At 40.9% G+C, this 16,517-nt stretch carries 18 protein-coding genes; 13 read left to right on the top strand and 5 right to left on the bottom strand.

Features of this window, described 5'->3' with window-relative positions; genetic code table 11:
* Window positions 1-330: 330 nt before the first annotated feature.
* Both LHW48_10240 and LHW48_10245 read right to left on the bottom strand, forming a co-directional pair.
* Complete coding sequence (locus LHW48_10240) at window positions 331-1,200, bottom strand: patatin-like phospholipase family protein (GenBank protein MCB5260827.1); 870 nt, start codon at window positions 1,198-1,200, stop codon at window positions 331-333.
* Window positions 1,197-1,559, bottom strand: a complete 363-nt coding sequence (locus LHW48_10245; GenBank protein ID MCB5260828.1) for a DUF5658 family protein — start codon at window positions 1,557-1,559, stop codon at window positions 1,197-1,199. Before LHW48_10245 ends, LHW48_10240 begins: the two co-directional genes overlap by 4 nt.
* 231 nt (window positions 1,560-1,790) lie before the next feature.
* On the opposite strand from LHW48_10245, the gene recJ reads away from it, so the two are divergent.
* The 12 genes from recJ (at window position 1,791) to tsaB (ending at window position 11,217) form a co-directional block, all read left to right on the top strand.
* Window positions 1,791-3,512, top strand: coding sequence for a single-stranded-DNA-specific exonuclease RecJ (gene recJ / locus LHW48_10250; GenBank protein MCB5260829.1), 1,722 nt, complete (start codon window positions 1,791-1,793; stop codon window positions 3,510-3,512).
* A 3-nt stretch (window positions 3,513-3,515) separates the two neighbouring features.
* On the top strand, window positions 3,516-4,328 hold the full coding sequence (locus LHW48_10255) for a hypothetical protein (GenBank protein MCB5260830.1): 813 nt from the start codon (window positions 3,516-3,518) through the stop codon (window positions 4,326-4,328).
* Entirely contained in the window at window positions 4,312-5,820 is a 1,509-nt protein-coding gene (lnt, locus tag LHW48_10260) for an apolipoprotein N-acyltransferase (GenBank protein ID MCB5260831.1), read from the top strand. The genes LHW48_10255 and lnt overlap by 17 nt, the downstream gene beginning before the upstream one ends.
* Window positions 5,817-6,194 (top strand): MerR family transcriptional regulator, encoded by a 378-nt coding sequence (locus LHW48_10265; GenBank protein MCB5260832.1) that lies wholly within the window; start codon window positions 5,817-5,819, stop codon window positions 6,192-6,194. The genes lnt and LHW48_10265 overlap by 4 nt, the downstream gene beginning before the upstream one ends.
* Window positions 6,195-6,196: 2 nt before the next feature.
* The gene (locus LHW48_10270; protein ID MCB5260833.1) at window positions 6,197-7,051 is read left to right on the top strand and encodes a glycine--tRNA ligase subunit alpha; all 855 of its coding nucleotides are present in this window, start codon (window positions 6,197-6,199) and stop codon (window positions 7,049-7,051) included.
* The gene (locus tag LHW48_10275) at window positions 7,048-7,716 is read left to right on the top strand and encodes a hypothetical protein (protein ID MCB5260834.1); all 669 of its coding nucleotides are present in this window, start codon (window positions 7,048-7,050) and stop codon (window positions 7,714-7,716) included. Before LHW48_10270 ends, LHW48_10275 begins: the two co-directional genes overlap by 4 nt.
* Window positions 7,717-8,517: an N-formylglutamate amidohydrolase gene (locus tag LHW48_10280; GenBank protein ID MCB5260835.1), complete on the top strand. Its 801-nt coding sequence runs from the start codon at window positions 7,717-7,719 to the stop codon at window positions 8,515-8,517. It begins immediately after the preceding gene.
* Between the two features lie 337 nt (window positions 8,518-8,854).
* Complete coding sequence (locus tag LHW48_10285) at window positions 8,855-9,232, top strand: desulfoferrodoxin (GenBank protein ID MCB5260836.1); 378 nt, start codon at window positions 8,855-8,857, stop codon at window positions 9,230-9,232.
* Window positions 9,233-9,255: 23 nt separating this feature from the next.
* Complete coding sequence (locus LHW48_10290) at window positions 9,256-9,852, top strand: rubrerythrin family protein (GenBank protein ID MCB5260837.1); 597 nt, start codon at window positions 9,256-9,258, stop codon at window positions 9,850-9,852.
* Between the two features lie 19 nt (window positions 9,853-9,871).
* Window positions 9,872-10,012 carry a rubredoxin gene (locus LHW48_10295; GenBank protein ID MCB5260838.1) on the top strand — a complete coding sequence of 47 codons (141 nt, stop codon included), beginning with the start codon at window positions 9,872-9,874 and terminating at the stop codon, window positions 10,010-10,012.
* A gap of 75 nt (window positions 10,013-10,087) precedes the next feature.
* The gene (locus tag LHW48_10300) at window positions 10,088-10,540 is read left to right on the top strand and encodes a ferritin family protein (GenBank protein MCB5260839.1); all 453 of its coding nucleotides are present in this window, start codon (window positions 10,088-10,090) and stop codon (window positions 10,538-10,540) included.
* On the top strand, window positions 10,537-11,217 hold the full coding sequence (gene tsaB / locus LHW48_10305; protein ID MCB5260840.1) for a tRNA (adenosine(37)-N6)-threonylcarbamoyltransferase complex dimerization subunit type 1 TsaB: 681 nt from the start codon (window positions 10,537-10,539) through the stop codon (window positions 11,215-11,217). Before LHW48_10300 ends, tsaB begins: the two co-directional genes overlap by 4 nt.
* 8 nt (window positions 11,218-11,225) lie before the next feature.
* Here the strand turns inward: tsaB and LHW48_10310 are convergent, their stop codons facing one another.
* From LHW48_10310 to LHW48_10320, 3 genes are read right to left on the bottom strand one after another with little or no spacing between them, the layout of a single operon-like run.
* Window positions 11,226-12,128, bottom strand: a complete 903-nt coding sequence (locus LHW48_10310; GenBank protein MCB5260841.1) for an AEC family transporter — start codon at window positions 12,126-12,128, stop codon at window positions 11,226-11,228.
* A 13-nt stretch (window positions 12,129-12,141) separates the two neighbouring features.
* Window positions 12,142-13,623 carry an inorganic phosphate transporter family protein gene (locus LHW48_10315; protein ID MCB5260842.1) on the bottom strand — a complete coding sequence of 494 codons (1,482 nt, stop codon included), beginning with the start codon at window positions 13,621-13,623 and terminating at the stop codon, window positions 12,142-12,144.
* A 6-nt stretch (window positions 13,624-13,629) separates the two neighbouring features.
* Window positions 13,630-14,274 (bottom strand): DUF47 family protein, encoded by a 645-nt coding sequence (locus tag LHW48_10320; GenBank protein ID MCB5260843.1) that lies wholly within the window; start codon window positions 14,272-14,274, stop codon window positions 13,630-13,632.
* A 631-nt stretch (window positions 14,275-14,905) separates the two neighbouring features.
* Here LHW48_10320 and LHW48_10325 point away from each other — a divergent pair.
* Window positions 14,906-16,465, top strand: coding sequence for a hypothetical protein (locus LHW48_10325; GenBank protein ID MCB5260844.1), 1,560 nt, complete (start codon window positions 14,906-14,908; stop codon window positions 16,463-16,465).
* Window positions 16,466-16,517 lie beyond the last annotated feature (52 nt).

Below are 16,517 nucleotides of genomic sequence, written 5' to 3' on the forward strand. Positions count from 1 at the left end.
ACTAGGTTTGAAAGAGTGTCTGTTAAGAGACCGTTGCACATCCAAATATAGCAGATTTATCTGCCCGAGACACCGGTTTGCTAGGTTTTTTCTGATCGCGCTAAGCCCACCAACCAACCTTCTAGTTTGGCGCTCCACCCCCATGCCCCGATTATTCTGCGGTCTTTTTAAGCTATAATTAGCAGGGTTTTATCGAAACATTATCCTGTTGCCACAGCATTATCTCGGGAGAAACCTTCCCTAATTATTGCTTAAAGCAATGATCATATTACATGTGTAAGAATCACTTGGGGCAAGAGCTCATAATTCAAGTGATGGAACCAAAACTGGTCATGATCTTTTAACGCTGAAGCGACCCAATAGCTGTTCGTAGCTTTCCCTTATCTTTGAAGCAAAGCCTGGTTCTTTATAACTATTGATCGCTTTTAAAGCTTGTTGATATCCGTATTCATAAAACTCATCTGCCTTCTTCAAATCCATAAATCCATATTCCGGATTGTATGCATCTACAACCATATCGGGCTCATTACGCAATATAGCTTGAATAGCCATAAAACCCTGATTTTGCATGAGAGATTTCATAAAAACATCGTAACGCACAAGCTTGTTTTTAGGATGCGCATCGTTAGGCTGGTAATACTCGGCATCTTTTGCTACATGCGGTAATACATTTACGGCAATAGTAATCTCTCCAGGAATTTTATCGGCAAAGGCAAGCGGTAAGGGATGAGATACGCCCCCATCCACAAAGAGATAATCGCCCAATTCGTGAGGAGCAAAGATGAACGGCAACGAACTTGATGCCCTCATCGCATCTGCAATTAAACCTTTGTCTATAAGAATGGTAACTTGTCTGCCTAGATCGTAAGCAACTGCAATAAATGGGATATTTGTATCCTCAATGTTGCGAGATTGAGTCCATTCTTCAAACTGCTTCAAAATAGCCTTGCCGTCAAAGATCCCGCTACGGGAAAAATCTAAGCTGAGTGGATTGAACAATTCGATAGTGGAAACATCTTTGGCAAATGCTAAGATCTCTTCCGCTTCAAATCCACAAGCCAAACAAGCTCCGATAATGGCACCCATAGAGGTGCCAATCACTCCAGAAATTTCGTAGTGCTTTTCTAAAGCTTTAATTACTCCAATATGGGCTAATCCATAGGCAGAACCCCCACCTAAGATCAATCGCGCTTTTTTCATGTTTTTCTCCTTTTGTGGATTCTTTTATACACCCGATAGTTATTTAGTACAACCAAAAGAAATATCAGACTGCTTACTATCAAAACGATGTTTATCGTGAAGACATTCTGGGTGGAATAATATATCATCGCCGGAATAAGCACAGCCAACAATCCGCATTTGAATACAATAATACCGCGGGGAATGCCGAGTTTCTTAAATATCCAACGGGCTACTGGATTACGCTCGCGATAAAAGTAATGTGGTCGAGTAACCAGATAGGTTGAATGAGCATCGAACACGTTGAGCAATATAAAGGTGTGGATAAGCACCCAGAAGAGCTTTATCGAGTGAATCTTAACTATTAGTATCTCCATCATTATTCCCTAAATACAAATTATGCATTGCACAATAATCTGGCAAGAAGAATAGTCCTGTATAATCCAGATACGAAAATATTCTTTACAAGATTTGAGTTGTTCATTTTAATGACACATAAGAGGTGTAAAATCGGCTTGACACGTTGAGGATAGTTTTAGTAAGATTAGAAAGTTCTGCCGAAACTGGCACCTATCATACTGATTATAAATAAAATGAATAAAGGATAAAGCATGGACAAAAAGTGGCTTATTCCACCGGGTCTGAATGCTGAAGAAGAAGAGGCAATACAAAGTTTGTGTGCAGAACTAAAAGCACCCGAACTAATTGCGAAGCTACTCTATCGAAAAGGATTGCGTGAAATTAAAGATATCGAAGAGTTCTTCAATCCAAATCTTGAGCACCTTGCAGATCCCTTTCTCTTCGAAGATATGGAGATTGCCGTAAACCGCATCCTAAAAGCTGTGGAAAATAATGAACTAATTACTATCTATGGAGATTATGATGTAGATGGCACTACTGCTACATCACTGCTGTATTTGGGACTCAAACGCATCGGGGCAAATATAGATTTCTACATCCCTCACCGGATGATAGATGGATATGGGCTTTCTTTGGGAAGCTTGGATCAACTTGCCGAAAATGGCAGCAAGCTTATTGTAAGCGTAGATTGTGGAGTAAATGCCATAGAAGAAATAAGGGCTATTACTCAAATGGGTATGGAGATAATCATAACCGATCACCATAATCCAAAAGCGGAATTACCCCCCGCTTTGGCGATCATTAATCCCAAGATCCCCGGCTGTAAATACCCCTTCCCGCACCTAGCCGGCGTGGGAGTCGCCTATAAATTGTTAATAGCAATATACCATAAGATGGGCATCGATAGCACAGAAAACATCTTGAAATATATGGATTTAGTTGCTGTTGGTACTATCGCCGATATCGTGCCTTTAATAGGAGAAAACAGGATATTTGCCCATATTGGCTTACAACATCTAATAGAAATGAAAAACTTGGGGCTTAATGCGCTCATCCAACTCTGCGGCTTGAATCAGCGCACTCTGGATACTACGGATATAGTATTTGGCATAGCTCCGCGCATCAATGCTGCAGGAAGAATGGGAAGCGCAGCCCTGGCTGTAGAATTGCTTATATCTACGGACGAAAACCAAAGTTTTGAGCTAGCCGAGATGATAGAACGCGATAACTCCTTACGTCAACAAGAAGATCAGAAAACCTTCCATGAGGCGTGTGATATCATCGAAAAGAAGTACAAAAACATTGCCAATACTCCTTGCATGATAGTATCTTCAGACGACTGGCATCAAGGCGTTATCGGAATTGTAGCCTCAAAACTGGTAGAAAAATACTACCGCCCCGTAATTATGATCTCCTTCAAAGATGGGTTTGGCAGTGGCTCGGGAAGATCTGTGGCAGATTTTGACCTATTCTCTGCCCTTCAGTATACTGAACATAATCTGCATAGTTTTGGGGGTCACAAATATGCGGTTGGGCTAACAATCTACCAGGAATATCTGGATCGGTTTGAAAATGAACTCTCACGATATGTTGCAGATCACCTGAAACTGGAACAGATTCAACCTCCTCTTTCTATAGATCACGAGATTGAACTCTACGATGTGAACGATAACCTTCTGGATAGTATTGAACGTTTTGCTCCATTTGGACCCGAGAACTTGCGCCCAACCTTCATGACGCGTGAAGTTACTGTAGCAAACTACCCCTATAATGTTGGCAGAAACCATCTAAAACTCAAAGTGGTAAAAGACGGAATCTCACTGGAACTGATTGGCTATAATATGGGTGACTATCTTAATCTACTAAAGAAAAATAGCATCGTCAATATTGCCTATACACTGGAGTATAACAGGTTTGGCAACAAATCTTCAATTCAAGGTAAACTTAAAGATATGCAAATATTAGGAGCGTGAGTTATGAGAAAACTATCTTTTCTTCTGCTGCTCATTCTTCTGGGCTGTTCTGCATCCAAGAAAACACCGCCCATGGAGATAAGCACATTTACTCTGTTTGATACAATCAGCTTTTCGGAAACCATAGAAAAGGCACATTATCACCCATCCTCAAAAACTCTTTATTCCATGCAAACCGGAAGCCAGCAGATAGTTTTATGGCGCAACGGCAAACAACTCAATACTATTGGTGGAATTGGAACTCAGCCTACCAACTTTAGCAGTCTTGCCGATTTTACTATGGCTCCCGATGGCAGTTTATATGTGCTAGACTCTGTTGCCAAAGAGATCAAAAAGTTCAGTTCGGATGGAAAACTTCTGGGAACCATGGAACTACAATATGTACAGCAGCCCAATAAATTGGCTTTAGGTAATCAACAGAACATATTCGTATACGATTCTGCCGGTTCCGAGATAGTTGCTTACGATCTTTTAGATGGGAATGAGCTATATCGTTTTGGCAAATTTGAGCTTGCAAAAGTTGATATCTTATTTGCCAATAAAGATTATGTTGTTGCTTTCGATAAGACAAGCGCAGAAAGCAGTCTCTTCTCTAACTTGGGACAATTTATTTCCAAAGATGGAGGACAGCTCGTTTACGATATGTATAATAATGCCATAAGCTTAAAAACTGAGGCCTTGATTAGCAAAATGAGTGCTGCGTGGCTGCCGATGACTTCCGGAATCGGCTTAATGACTATCAATCAAGATACAATTGCCATTGTTGTTGGCAACCAGGTACGCTTACTTAAGATCGACTATGATCAGGTTTTTTAAGACCTATTATTTGTTAATATTCTCGGCTTTGATGCTGAGCTTGTCGCGCTTACCCCTGTATTTGGGATGGTTGGCATTCTTTGCCTTTATTCCGCTCTTGTTTTATTTCAAGAAAGGAAAACACAGCATCCTCCAGAATATAATAAGCGCACTAATCTTTTGCCTGATACAAATCCTGATAGTCTTTTACTGGATTGGTTCTGTAACCATGGGTGGCTTGTTAGGCATCTGGTTATTATACTCTCTTTACTATTGGATAGCATTTATAATAGTAGAGCGAGTGTGGTTAACCTTTCCCAAGCTTAAATACAGCATTTTTGTGGCCGTGTTTATCAGTTTTGAGTTCTTGCAAAACTTTGGCGAGATGCGCTTTCCTTGGTGGAATATTGGTTACTCTCTGGCAGATTATTTAGGGCTGTTACAAGCTTTAGAGCTGGGTGGTTTAAGCTTGCTTGCCTTTTTGTTGCTAAGCTTTAACTACCTGTTTTATCTTATCTTATTGCGCAATCGCTGGCCTTGGTTCATAATTGGGTTGGGCTTTTTATTTTGGTATTCATTGGGGCAGTTCCGGTTACTTACTCTCCCCACCATCTTGCAAAACCAGCAGATAGGGATAATGCAACCCTCAATAGTGCAAGATGATAAATGGGATGTCCAAAAATACCAGGAGATAATGAGTGTATATGATGACCTTTGCACTAAGGCATCTTTATCTGGCTTTCACCTGCTGATCTTTCCCGAAGCCGCCATTCCTGATTATCTCTTATTGGAACAAAGCATCCGTCAAGACTTCCAGGATTTGTTGGAAAAACACCAATTGGCTATCTTTACCGGATTTCCCCACATCGAAGAAGCCCCAAAAGGATATCCCGGAATCTATTATTATTATAACGCTGCGGCTCTATTCAAACCCAACATGCCTTCTACAACAAACTATTACAAGAATATCCTAGTGCCAGTTGGCGAAAGGATGCTATTCTTAGATCAATTCCCATTTTTATGGAACCTGCAATTTGGGCAAGCAAACTGGGAATTTGGCACCAAGATTCCTCGATACCAGTGCGCTGGAAAGGAATTCTCACCTTCTATATGTTACGAGCTTGCTTTCCCTCATTTTATGCAAAGAGCAAACTACAATACCGATCTAGGCACATTAAGAAAGGCAGATTTTCACGTGAACATTACCAATGATGCCTGGTTCGGTACTTCATACGGACCCTGGTTACACGCTACTATGACGAAGTTTCGTGCTATTGAATCTCGCATCCAGATATATCGTAGCGCCAACACGGGTATCTCTATGATTGTAAATCCTAAAGGAGAGATTATTCGTGATGCAGGCCTTTTTGAAAGAGTAAACATCACTGCCCCCCTATATACCAGCAACGTTATAACACTTTATCATAGAATCTATCACTACCCCTGGATATTTGTCTGCTTTACTGTAGTTTTCACCCTTCTAAGCATTTTTATTCCGAGGAGAGCAAAATGACAAAATACTATTACAGCATTGGCGAAGTTAGTAACCTTTTGGATGTAAAACCTCATGTATTACGCTATTGGGAAAGTGAAATCCCTGCTATTCGCCCCAAGAAAAGCGGACATAAAAGGCGCTATAACATACAGCAGATCGAAACCTTGAAAAAGATTAAGGATATGTTGTACAATCAACGTTATACTATCGAGGGTGCCAGACAAAAAATAAAACAGGATAAGGAACTGCTTCAGGAAGTCCGCAAAGAAGCCGTGGCAAAGCAAAAGCTTAAAGTTAGTGCTGCCCTTCCCGCAATTGCAAAAGAATTACTGGATTTGAAGAACCAGCTAATTAGCCTAAAGCACAAGTGTAAAAAAATCACAGGAAAATAAACATGGAATTTCAAAAGATAATACTAAGCCTTCAACAATATTGGGCAGATAAGGGCTGCAATCTTATTCAACCCTACGATATGGAAATGGGGGCTGGCACCTTTCATCCGGCAACTTTCTTTGGTGCATTAGGTTCTCAACCTTGCGCAATTGCCTATCCTCAGCCGTGCCGCCGACCCAAAGATGGCAGATATGGAGAGAACCCCAACCGCTTTCAACACTACTATCAGTTTCAAGTAATTATCAAGCCTTGTCCCGACGAGATTCAAAACCTGTATCTTAAAAGCTTGCAAGCTATTGGAATCGAGATTGAAAAACACGATATTCGTTTTGTTGAAGACGATTGGGAATCTCCTACTTTAGGTGCGTGGGGCTTAGGCTGGGAAGTGTGGTTGGATGGCATGGAAATCTCTCAATTTACATATTTTCAACAGGTTGGTAGTATTGATGTTTTCCCCATCTCCGTAGAGCTTACTTACGGATTGGAGCGTCTTGCCATGTATATTCAGGATGTTCCAGATTATCGCCGCTTAGCTTATAGTAGCACAACAAAGTATGCCGATTTATTCTTTAATAAAGAGGTAGAGTACTCTGCCTACAACTTTGAGTATGCCGATACAGCGCTCCTATTTGAGTTATTTTCAAAGTATGAAACCGAGTGTAAACTGCTTATCTCAAGCAAGCTGGTTTATCCCGCTTACGATATGCTGCTAAAGAGTTCACACACCTTTAATCTTCTTGATGCCAGGGGAGTTATAAGCGTTACAGAGCGCGCTGCCTACATAGGAAGAATTCGAAACCTGGCAAAGAGTTGCGCTAACACCTACCTCGATAAATACGGTAAGGAGAAATCATGAATAACCCATATTCCGGGATCTTAAATTCCCTCAGTAATGTTTCGGATCGCCTTATTCAAGTAACTGCATATAAAGACCTTCTAAGTAATTACAATGCAGTGATTATTCTGGATGAAGACCCAGATGGATGGCTAGAAAAGCTTTCACCGTTGGCAAAGTATATTCACAAACACAAGCTGAATCTCCCCCTTATCATAAATAGGCGTTTTATTAAGTACTCTTTAGATTCGTATCCACTGGAATTCATCAATATCATTAGCTGTCAGAGAGAGAATATTTTGGTAAAGGAAGACCTTTTAGCAAATCTACAGATCAAGCCTGCAGATGTGCGCTTGCAGATGGAGCGTGAATTTAAAAGCAAATGGTTACTTACCCGCCAGGTCATATTGGAGGGCAAGATGAACAGCCGTAACTTGCGCCATACCTTACAGCTTTCTATAACGGCTCTAATCCCTTGTGTAAAAGGCTTTTTCTTCCTTAGCAAACAACCCTATCCTCAAAGCTCCGATGAGCTTTTTGCTCAGGCAGCCCTAATCTGTAAAATTGATCTTAATGCATTTGCTATTTGGATGAAGAAAACTGAGATTGAGCTGGCAGATATTGAACGCTATCTCTCAATCCTCAACAAACTTATGGAATTAATGGAGACGTATCCGGTAGAATAGATGGTACAAAGTAAGTTCAATTTTGGCAATATCGATTTCCCAGTTTTAGCGCTAGCAATACACAACGGACATCATCTTCCGCAAGTTTTATTGCGCTATACGGCAATTTCTGATGACGACCGTTTCCGAGAGGAAGATCCTTATACTGGACAATTAGCTGAACATTTCCCCAATCATATAATTGTGAATACCAGCCGCTTTGCCATAGATCTCAATCGTAAAAGAGATAAATGTGTATATCTTAAACCGGAAGACGCATGGGGGCTGAACGTTAGAATTGGAGAACTGCCCGAAGCTCTATATAATGACCTTTTGAATAGCTACGAAGATTGGTATAACACCCTTGTTTACCAGATCGAACGCATGCTGAAATTTCATCCCTATATCATAGTTTTAGATCTCCACAGCTATAACCACCGTAGAAACGGTCCCGATGCTCAACCCGATCCACAAACCGACAACCCGGATATCATACTGGGTCGCAGCAATATGAACAAAGAATTTTACCCCATTGTGGAAAATCTGAGATCGAAATTAGATGGGAAACCCATTTGGAATATGAAGCTGGATGTCCGTTGTGACGTTAAGTTTCCTGGAGGACAATTACCTCGTTTTCTGCACGAGAAGTACCCTTCTCAATTACTCTGCCTTGCCATCGAATTCAAAAAAATCTTTATGAACGAATGGAGCGGAAAGCTTAACCCTGTATCACTTTACGATATCCGCAACCTTTTTATGGATGAAGCAGAAAGCTGGATAGAAAACACCATTAAAGATTTTCCCTTTAAAACTGTGACATAAAGCCCGCATCAAAATTTTTACCATATTGTTGTTTGTGCCTAGCCTATTACTTTAAGCACAGATTAAGCAAGGTTTATGCAGAGATCCTCCCGATGTTAAACATGATCTTAGCTTGAACTTACTCTAATTATTGCCAATAACTATGGGACGTTATTAGGGAAAGCCATTTCAAATATTATCAAACCAGAGTAGAACCATAAAGCTATATGCAGATTTTCTTGAACTAACTCTCTTCCAACAAGTTCGCACTCAGATAAGTAATAGATAAATTTCCTATTGACAAAAGATGCTGCAATTTAGATACTTGGAATTGTTACTTAACTATATGGAGGTAAAGATGATAACATTAAGACAAGTTTGGCATTGTCCAATTTGTGGAAATACAGTAGAAGCTGTATATGGTGGTAAAGGAGAATTGGTTTGCTGCGGTGAACCGATGGAACTTTTAGAAGAAAATACCGTAGATGCGGCAAAAGAAAAACACGTTCCTGTCGTGACAGATTTGGGAAATTCCATCAAAGTGGAGATAGGTTCTGTACCCCATCCGATGGAGGAAAAACATTACATAGCCTTTGTAGAAGTGCTCACCAAGAAAAAAGTGTGCAGACACGAGTTTAAACCGGGAGAGGCACCTGTAGCCGAGTTCCCCGTTAAACATTCCGATGTGGAATCGGTACGGGAGTATTGCAATATCCACGGGATGTGGAAAGCGTAAGAATAAATTCTGGAGGTAAATAAATGTCCTTTAACGAAAGCAGAACTGCAGAAAACCTGATGAAATCTTTTGCGGGAGAGTGCCAAGCAAAAATGCGTTATGAATACTCCGCAAAAACCGCTAAGAAAGAAGGATTCGAACAGATATCCAATATCTTTATCGAAACGGCGATGAACGAAAAAGAACACGCCAAAGTATTCTTCCGTCACCTCTTAAAAAACGGAATAGAAGGGCAGATGGTTAATATCACCGCTTCCTATCCCGTAGGCTGGAGTGAAACAGAGAATGCCACTATCAAGAATCTTGAATACGCAGCCAATGGCGAAAATGAGGAATGGACAGAACTGTATCCTATCTTTGCCGATATTGCCGATGAAGAAGGCTACAAAGAAATAGCTCTTTCTTGGCGTATGGTTGCCAAAGTTGAGAAAGAACATGAAAAGCGGTTCCGTAAGCTATATGAGAACGTTAAGAACTTGAAAGTGTTTAAAAAAGCTGAAAAAGTTTTTTGGAAATGCTTAAATTGCGGTTATATTCATGAAGGGGACGTAGCTCCCAATGTATGCCCTGTATGCAATCATCCACAGGGCTATTTTGAAGTACATATTGAGACCTACTAAGTAATCCTGGAGGATCCTTATGCAGAAGTATCAGTGCATTGCATGCGGTTGGATTTATGATCCTGCCGAAAACGACAACGTACCCTTCGAACAACTTCCTGAAGATTTTGTTTGCCCGGAATGCGGTGTTGGAAAAGACATGTTCGAACCTATTGACTAACAAGTACGATAACGCCGGGGAGATCAACCTTCCCGGCATTTGTTTGTTCAAATGTTTAACTATTACTGAGGTTTTATGACTGTATCTGAATTTAATGAAATCTTAGATTTTGCTGTAGCTCGAGAACAAGAAGCAGTATCTTTCTACCGCGCTCTTCAGGGAGAGAGTAAATTTGCCCAACAAAAAGCGATGTTACAAGAGCTTGAACAGATGGAAATGGGCCATATTGTAGTAATTGAAAGCATCCGGCAAAAAGGTGTGCAGCCCCAATTCATCGAGAAAGTTCCCAATCTTAAGATCAGCGAATATCTGGTAAAAGAACTTGATGAAAAAGACTTGAGCTATCAAAGCATTCTTATTAAAGCCATGAAACGAGAAGAGAACTCTTTCAAACTCTATACAGAAATGAGTCTTAAATTTCCCGATGAAGAATTATCTACGCTCTTTCGACGATTAGCATCGGACGAAGCTAAGCATAAGTTACATTTCGAAAAACTATACGACGATTTTATCAGCAAGGGAAATTGAAACTCGCCATCGACAGTTCCCAACGAGCAGGATCAATAGCCCTTTGCAATGAAGATGGCTTGCTTTATAGCGCATATTTCAACATTAGCGTAACCCATAGCGAAACCCTTATGCCGGTAATGGATTACGCCATGAAACTGTGTGGATACAATCCCCAAGATATCGATGAGATTTTCGTATGCCTGGGTCCGGGATCTTTTACTGGACTAAGGATTGGGATCGCCACTGCCAAGGGAATTGCCTATGCGCGAGGAACACGTGTTTTAGGATATAGTTCTTTACAGATGGCGGCACTTCCCTGTTTGGTGAGCGGCAAAAAGATTCTTAGTGTTATAGATGCCAAAATGAAAGAATTATATGTTGCGGGGTTTACCCAAACCCTACAGCCTATCATAGCACCGCAGGTTGTGTCTTTTCCTGAATTATTAGCTTGGGATATTCAAGATTACATCCTTTCCGGAAGTGGAGCAACACTGGCGGCAGAAGCCTTCAAAAAAAACGACATTACAGTGGCTATTGCACCTAACTATTTCCATCAACTAAGAGCAGAGTGGCTTTTCGATTTGCCAGATTATATAGCGCCTAATATCTATGAAGGGCAATCGCTTGCCAATCTGGAGCCACTGTACTTAAGAGAAAGTACCGCCCAACTCAGAAAGAAAAAAGCCTCCATTTAGAACCCAAGCTATCCGAAAAGATAGATTAACAAGGGTAAATATAACAGTGCGATAATAATTGAGAAACTTACCATCGTAGCGGCAAATTCTCGATCCATATTCTCCAGATTGGCAAAGATAAGGGTGTTAAAACCAATCGGAAGGGCTGAACATACTATGATGGTGGTGGCAGTTAATCCATGTAAGCCAAAAAGCTGTGCAAAAAGATAGCCAATCCCCAAACCTATCCCCATCCGGATAAATATTGCCAAAAAGGCAGTACCAATGTTTTTCTTGCGCGGGGCAAAGTATAATCCCAACGCTATCATAACCAAAGGAGTTGTGGGCTGCCCTACCAAAGCTAGGAAGTTGAGTGAAACAGGGTTTAGATTTGCACCCATAAGCTTAATTATAAAGGCAACTAGCATGGCATACAGAGGAGGTAATTTCAAGAACTTGTTCCAAGCAATCTTGTCTGTATGAGAGTTGTCTCCAAACTTGATCGCATTAAAGTATGTAAAAGTAAAGATCATGAATGTGTTACCAATATCAAAAAGCGACGCTCTAGCCAAGCCCTCATCTCCAAAAGCTGCCTGAAAAAAAGGTAAGGCATAGGCAGTGTTCATAATCATTGTGCCTACTAAAAAACTGCCAAACATTGTTTTAGGAAGTTTGATAAGTTTGTTTATACCGGTAGAAATAAGGTACATGAAAACTACAACGAGCATTGCTAAAACAGGGATTAAGAGCATATCCGCACTAACATGAACATTGTTTATTGCAATAATGGTAAGGGCCGGTAAACCGATATTCAGCACATATCGCAATAATACTGGCGCATCTTCTTTGTTCAGTAATTTAAGCTTTTTGGCACAGATACCGGCAAAAAACGCCACAATTAGAGGAATGACCTTTTCGACAAACGGATTCATAGCTTTACTGCCCTTAATTATCTAGCGCGAAAGTACGATATAATTCGTTTAATTTGTTTCCCACAACTCGGTTATGATTCTTTTGAATCTCGTTTTGGGGAGGAAGATACAGTGTAAATTCCGGTTCTGAGGCTAACTCGTTCTTTAGTTGCCATTTATGCTGAAAACTGCGCCCATCCAGACTCTTGATCTTTGCTAATTGCGCCTCAGAAAACCTGTTAAGTAGTCCGCTGTCAATAAACTTAGCATAGTCTATCTTCAGATTGTGGATTTCGGAAAGCTGAATAATGCGACTTATTTGGTCTCTATCCAAAGTATCCTGATCTTTCAGTTCTCTATATATCTCGCGTTCGGTGTGAAAATTGCGCCCATTAACCGTAGCAAGAGCAGAAATATCGAAGCCTTCCTCCGAAATCTGGGTAATAGATTTGCGGTTAAATACATATTGAGTATCTCGGTGTACTTTTTGCTCGAAAACATTCTGAATGATGAATAGAAGCGTAAAACTGATTAGTGCAGCCATAATAGGAGCCGCTACCCAAGCAAAGGATATCCGCGCTAATATATTGTATCGAATGTTTTTTCCGCCTTTCACCAAACCGATGCCAACTACCGCACCTACAATCACTTGTGTAGAAGAAACCGGCACTAGCGGTATGGTGGGCAAACCTGCGCTTAACAACAGATTGTATAGCCCTCTTGAGGCAAATAGAAACAGTACTATGGCTTCGGCAGTTAGTGCTATAAGAGCTGTTATGGGAGAAAGATGAAAGAGATCCTTCCCAACCGTACGCATAACTTTGTGAGAATATGTGTAAATGCCTACAACTATAGACAATGCTCCCAAAAGATAAAGCTGCTGCACTCCACTAACATGGAAAAAAGTGCCTAAACTCAAATCTTTAAATGGAGATACGGGAACAAATACGCCTACAACGTTTGCTATATTATTCGCCCCCAAAGAGTATGCGCCAAATGCTCCTACCACAATTAAAGCATAACGTATCATCAAATCCTGCACGAGCAAATGTGTGCGAGACCTGTTTATAAACGGTTTTACTAGATAGAATAAAAAGGCGGCAATACTACCAGATAGCACAAATGCCATCACCCACGATGAGGCTATTGTTATTAAAGAACCGTAATCTGTAAGTCTCCCGGTAAACAGATTCCAGCCAATAATAGCACCAACAATGGTTTGGGAAGTGGATACGGGAATGCGAATGCGCACAATTAGCGTGATAGTCAAAGCCGCAGCCAGAGCAACAGTAAAAGCACCACCAAGTGCATCTACAGAGCCCAATCTCCCTAAAGTGCCGGAAGGTCCGCTACCCTCCAGAACAGCTCCCAAAGTTATAAATATTGCTGCAATCAGTGCCGCTTTTTTAAATTTGAGCATGTGCGTTTCTACCGCAGCACCAAATATGTTGCCGGTATCATTTGCCCCCAGCGACCAGCCTAAAAACAGTCCGCTAAGTAAATAAAAGAAAAACATGCTTGGCTACAACTGCCTTTTAATTGTATATATAGACAGACGATCACACACGTTTTGGGCTGCATCCGAAATCTTTTCTATATGAATGGCAAAAAAACGCAATTGACTCTTACGGGAAAGCTCTATATCCAAGCTAAAGACCAGACGGCGTAAGCGCTCTCCAATGTGATCCGCTTCGCGTTCGAAAAAATACACTTTGTGGATGTAATTGTTTACCGCAGCGAGATCTCTGAAAAAGGATCTTACAGCAAAAACTAGTTGTTCCACCGCCGCCACAGAAGAGCGGGTGGTCTGCATCCATAGGTCGTTTAGCTCTGCGGGAATATCTGGTAGTTCTATGGAAAACTGCAAAAGAGAATCCTTGATGTTGTCAATAACTTCGTCAGTATTTTCAAGAATTGCCAGCACATCACCCCGATTTTCAGGAATCAAGGTTCGTTCATAGAGAAAGCGTTCGATGCTAACCCGTAAATCATCTGCTCGATGTTCGTATTCACGGATCTGCGACAAGCGTTCTTCAAACTGTTGTGTGCGTCCTTCCAGATAATCTTCTACTGCCAATTGGAAGGTTGTGGCAGAATCACTTACAATATCTAAGAATGTGTCTATTTGAGATTCTACAAATCTGGTTGTTTTTAATAGCAGAGCCATATCTTCACCTTTCCTGCTTTTTGTCTTTTTGGCAAATTATCCGTAAGCATTTTTTTGTCAAGCTTTACGGCTCCGGATTTGTCGCAGTGTTGCCAGATATTGGAATTCATAATCAAGCGGATTGCAGTATTTATCTTATACAACTATCTCTCTATTACTTAAACATGATCACCAGCATTCATACGGGATATGATCGCCAATTATTCAAATGTCTTACACACAGTTTTTACATGTTTCTTTACCTCACAATTAGGCATACTTTAGGGGGACATGATCCCTTACTTACAGCATGATCCCGGCTTGAACCTTGCTTAATCCTCCGTTGTAGCGAAGGGCGGGAAGGGGGCGAAGCGTCAATGCGGATGGGGGAATTTAGCTGTCGTTGAGTAAATGCATGAGATCGTTGCACATTCATATCTAGCAAATTATTAGCATGAGATATTGATTTTATGGGCTTTTGATGATCGCACTTCTGATTCACTCGCCACATTTGTAGTACTAGGCTCCGAATCATGGCTTGATTATTCAACGGTCTTGGCATAAATTCATGGGGATTAGAGCAAAGAATCGGCACAAAAACATTGACACTAAATGCATAGTATAAAATCTGAAACAAAGGACTTTGAATAAGATGAACAAACAGCAGAATCGGCTTTTAGAGCTGGATAAGATATATAATTTGATCTCGGTTCCGGGTAACTTTTTTGAATCTGTAAAACGCTATAAACTGGGTACCGAAAAGCTTTCTGCAAATGAAGTTAGAGAAGCCTATAAGCGTAGAGGCGTGTTTATCAACGAATTGAAACATCATACAGAAAACAAATGGTATAACCTCCTTGCTCACATAGACGAGATATCTCTTTCTGTTTATCGAGACGGACATCCAGCATTACATGACTTGTTTGAATTGAAGAGTTTTTTGTATCACTATCTGGCTTTGCGAAGCTATAGCATCGAGCGATCTATTACAAATTATCAACTCCCGGATTTGGAGGATCTTTTTGTTCTACTTGATCCTGAAGGAGGAAGAATCCCTCATTTTCGTCTGTCGCCTCTTTACAGTAATACTTTACAAACTTTAAATGACAGACGACAAGAACTTTCGAACCAGTTAAGATACACTCGTAGAATGTTTCTGCATGAAGCTATCGATCAGCTTGGTATATCCGGGCTCAAAGAAGAATTTGTGCTCTCTCGAACTCAGACAGATCTTATCCAAAAGATACAAACAAGCCAATACTTTAGACTAAAACAGGAAAGCATCGCAAACCTTATTTTCACCTTGGCAGATAGTCTCGAGGCAAATAGCATCAAAAGAGAAATTACCGATCTCAATACAGAACTAGAAGAAGAAGAAAATCGTATTCTAGACTACCTGGGCATACGTATTGCGGAGTATTCGGATAAAATTAAACAAGCCCTTGGAAGCTTAAAAGAGTTAGGCTGGGATTTTGCCTTGGCAGTATTTGCTACGAATTATAGATGCTGCATACCGTGCGTGGACGATAAGATAGCATTACAGGGAGCCCGAAACCTAGCCCTTGAACTAAGTCTTCGAAGTCAAAAACGCCCATATCAAAACTTGGATTTGGAGTTTGGAATTGCAGCAAACTTGATAACCGGACCCAATATGGGTGGTAAAACTACTATTCTAAGATGTTTAGCTCAGTTTGCCAACCTGCTTAAACGTGCCATCCCCTTACCCTCCGATAAAGCTGTATTCCCTTTTTATGATTTTGTGTATTACAATCATGCCTCCGAGAAAGAGAATCTATCATCTTTTGGCAGTGAAGTAGTTTCGTTTAGCCAAGCTATCCAGTTAGAGGGGCGTGGTTTGTTTCTTCTGGATGAATTTGCCAAGGGAACCAATCCTCGTGAAGGCGAGGCTTTGGCAACAGCAGTAATCCAATATCTGACAAGTAGCCCTCACACCTGTGTTGCTGCCACCCATTTTACGGCTCCCACTCTGCTGCAAAACATTAACCAATACCAAATTAAGGGTATTGATGCAGCTCTGCATAGCATAGATAGTGACGATCTTGGTGAGCGATTGAGGATACTTGCTAAAGCCATGGATTATAGCCTCTTAAGATTAGAGGACAATAAAAAACCACCCATGGACGCTTTCCGCATTGCTGAGATTTTAGGTATGCCCAAAGACATTATGCATCTGCTATCCCAAAAATCGTGATGTCCACAATTAGTTTACAGCAGTGCAGCAAACTTGCACTTGAAACCGGAAG

This window comes from Candidatus Cloacimonadota bacterium (assembly GCA_020532355.1).
GTDB lineage: Bacteria > Cloacimonadota > Cloacimonadia > Cloacimonadales > Cloacimonadaceae > UBA5456.